Source organism: Pseudomonas chaetocerotis (genome assembly GCF_015712105.2).
GTDB classification, from domain to species: Bacteria; Pseudomonadota; Gammaproteobacteria; order Pseudomonadales; family Pseudomonadaceae; genus Aquipseudomonas; species Aquipseudomonas chaetocerotis.
Genome location: NZ_JACFYX020000029.1, coordinates 1 through 2303, shown reverse-complemented (window position 1 = coordinate 2303; position 2303 = coordinate 1). Strand labels below are relative to the sequence as shown.

Annotated in this window: 3 protein-coding genes; all 3 read right to left on the bottom strand. The window is 53.8% G+C overall.

Features of this window, described 5'->3' with window-relative positions; genetic code table 11:
- Positions 1-28 precede the first annotated feature (28 nt).
- A complete protein-coding gene (locus H3221_RS25485) occupies positions 29-1354 on the bottom strand; it encodes an OprD family porin (RefSeq protein ID WP_112211764.1) in 1326 nt (441 codons plus the stop codon).
- 157 nt (positions 1355-1511) lie between these two features.
- Complete coding sequence (locus tag H3221_RS25480) at positions 1512-1844, bottom strand: DUF2790 domain-containing protein (RefSeq protein WP_017675718.1); 333 nt, start codon at positions 1842-1844, stop codon at positions 1512-1514.
- 341 nt (positions 1845-2185) lie between these two features.
- On the bottom strand, positions 2186-2303 hold a 118-nt coding region (locus H3221_RS25475; protein WP_224490812.1), incomplete at its 5' end, for an OprD family outer membrane porin.

Here is a 2303-nt window from a genome sequence, read left to right as displayed (position 1 = left end):
GGGCAATCAACCCGCTCGCTTGCCAGGGTTAGAGAACTTCCAGCGGGTACTCGACAATCAGGCGGAACTCATCCAAATCCGACTCGAAGTCGGTGGCGCGAGTCGTGGCTTGTCGAATGCGAAAGGACATGTCCTTCAACGACCCAGACTGCACAACGTACTTGGCCTCGATGTCCCGCTCCCAGCGCTTCTGGTTGGTCAACGGATCGCCGTTGTCATCACGGCGCATATAGACTTCGTTGGCGTTGCTGTAGTCGGCATCCCAGCCCTGGGCATATCGAGTCATGAAGCTCAATCCAGGCACACCGAAAGGCTCCATATCCAGGTCATAGCGCACTTGCCATGACTTCTCCTTCGGCGAGTTGAAGTCGCTGTACTGGATGGAGTTGTCGAGGTAGATGGAGTCCGATTGGCGCAAGTAGTCGAAGTCATCATCGCCATTGTTGCGCTGGAGACCCACCAGCACTGTATGAGCGCCGAATTGGATGCCGACCTTGCCGCTCCAGATGTTGTTATCGAAGCTCCCGAGGAGCTGCCTCCCTTCATCGACCGCCTTGTAGTAGTTCAGCCCGCCGATCAAGGCGACATCGTCCGCAAGCGGGTAGCTCAGCGTGGTGCCCGCGTAATATTGATTCCAGGCATCCTTGAGGCGGCTGGTGTAGAGACTAAAGCCGACGTTGTCATTAAGCGTGTAATCACCACCGAAATAGGCGATCCATGGCGAGTCCACTTCGCCCGCGTAGAAGGTAGCGAAGCCGTCGCGCATGCTGCTGGTATTGGGTTGGCTCATCGAGTGGAGGCGACCGCCCTGAAGCGACAGTCCTTCCACGCTGCTGTTGACCACGGTGACACCTCGGAAACTCTCCGGTAAAAGCCGTGCATCACCGTATTGGACGACCGGGCTGACGGGAAAGACGTCGCCTGCCTTGATCTCGGTATCCATGAACCGAGCTTTCACCGCGCCACCCAGTTTGGAGTAGTTATCCTCAGCCTGCCCGAGGCTGTTGTAAGGCAGCACATCGACTGAGCCACCGGCTCCTGAACGGCCGTCGCCAGTGTCAAGTTTAAGTCCTAGCATGGCAAAGGCATCGACACCGAAGCCTATGGTGCCCTCGGTGAAGCCAGACTCGAATCGGCCTATCACGCCATGCGCCCACTCTTCCGAATAGCCATTACCCGAGCTGCTGGACTGGCCTTTGCGGAAGTCACGGTTGAAGTAGAGATTTCGATTGAGGATGGTCAGGCTGCTGCCTTCGATAAATCCCTCGCCTTTCTCGTCGGCGGCCATTGCAGCTTGCCCGGTACTGACGCTCAGAGTGAGCAGAGAAAGTCCTAACAGGGTTCTGTTATTCATAAATGCTCCTGATGTTATTGGCAGTTGTCATTGTGTGGTCGCATATATGTGCCAAGCGCGCCGGGCATAGCCAGGCACGCCTTGGTCATATTTCCACATGCCAAATAACGTCAGGGTGACTTGGAAATTACATTTCAGTCAGCGCGATGTCATTTATCTAGTTTTGATTACGGCAACCTGTCCCGGCTGCCCGGTATTCAAGAATATTCAGATCGCCATTGGAGTCCTCGTAGGTCATCTGGGCCGGCATCACACCGCAGCTAGAGTCCGTCGGGGTAGTGGCCACGACCCTGGCGATATCGAGTTTCATGCCGTAGCGGTAATGAATAACTTCAGGCGGATTCTTTCCGTTAGCGGCAGCATACTCTTGCATGGCCTGCTCATTGGCCTGAATCATCCGACCATAGACACGATCAGCGCCGCCTTCTGCCAGAGCTGCAGAGGAAACAACCATAGCGGAAAGTGCAGCAATGACTTTGAGGTTTTTCATGTTTAATCACTCCTTCAAGGTGGTGATTAAAATATAAACGCAAGACCCTGTCACAAACGTGAAGCGAGAATTACATTCCTGTAATGGATCTAAACTCTTTGAGAGTAAAGGTTTTGATACGTCAGTTATGTTTGGCACTCGTCAGAGCAATTACAGGCGTCGGCTACCGAAGATAACAATTTCTACCCAGGTATCAGTGAGTGGGTCATTGGAAAGTCAGCTTTGGTGAGGCGATCGTTAGCGGTAGTAATGCACTCTTGGCGGCTCCCCATAGTCGCCGTCTGTGCATTTCGCTAAATGCGTGCGCTGCACAAACAGTGCAACGCACGGATTATTGCTAATTACAGCAGTGGAAGGGTGTAGCTCACGATCAGGCGGTTCTCATCAACGTCGTTGCCGAAGTTGGTTGAACGTAGTGTGGCGTTGCGCCATTTAACGCCCAGGTTTTTCAGCGCACCG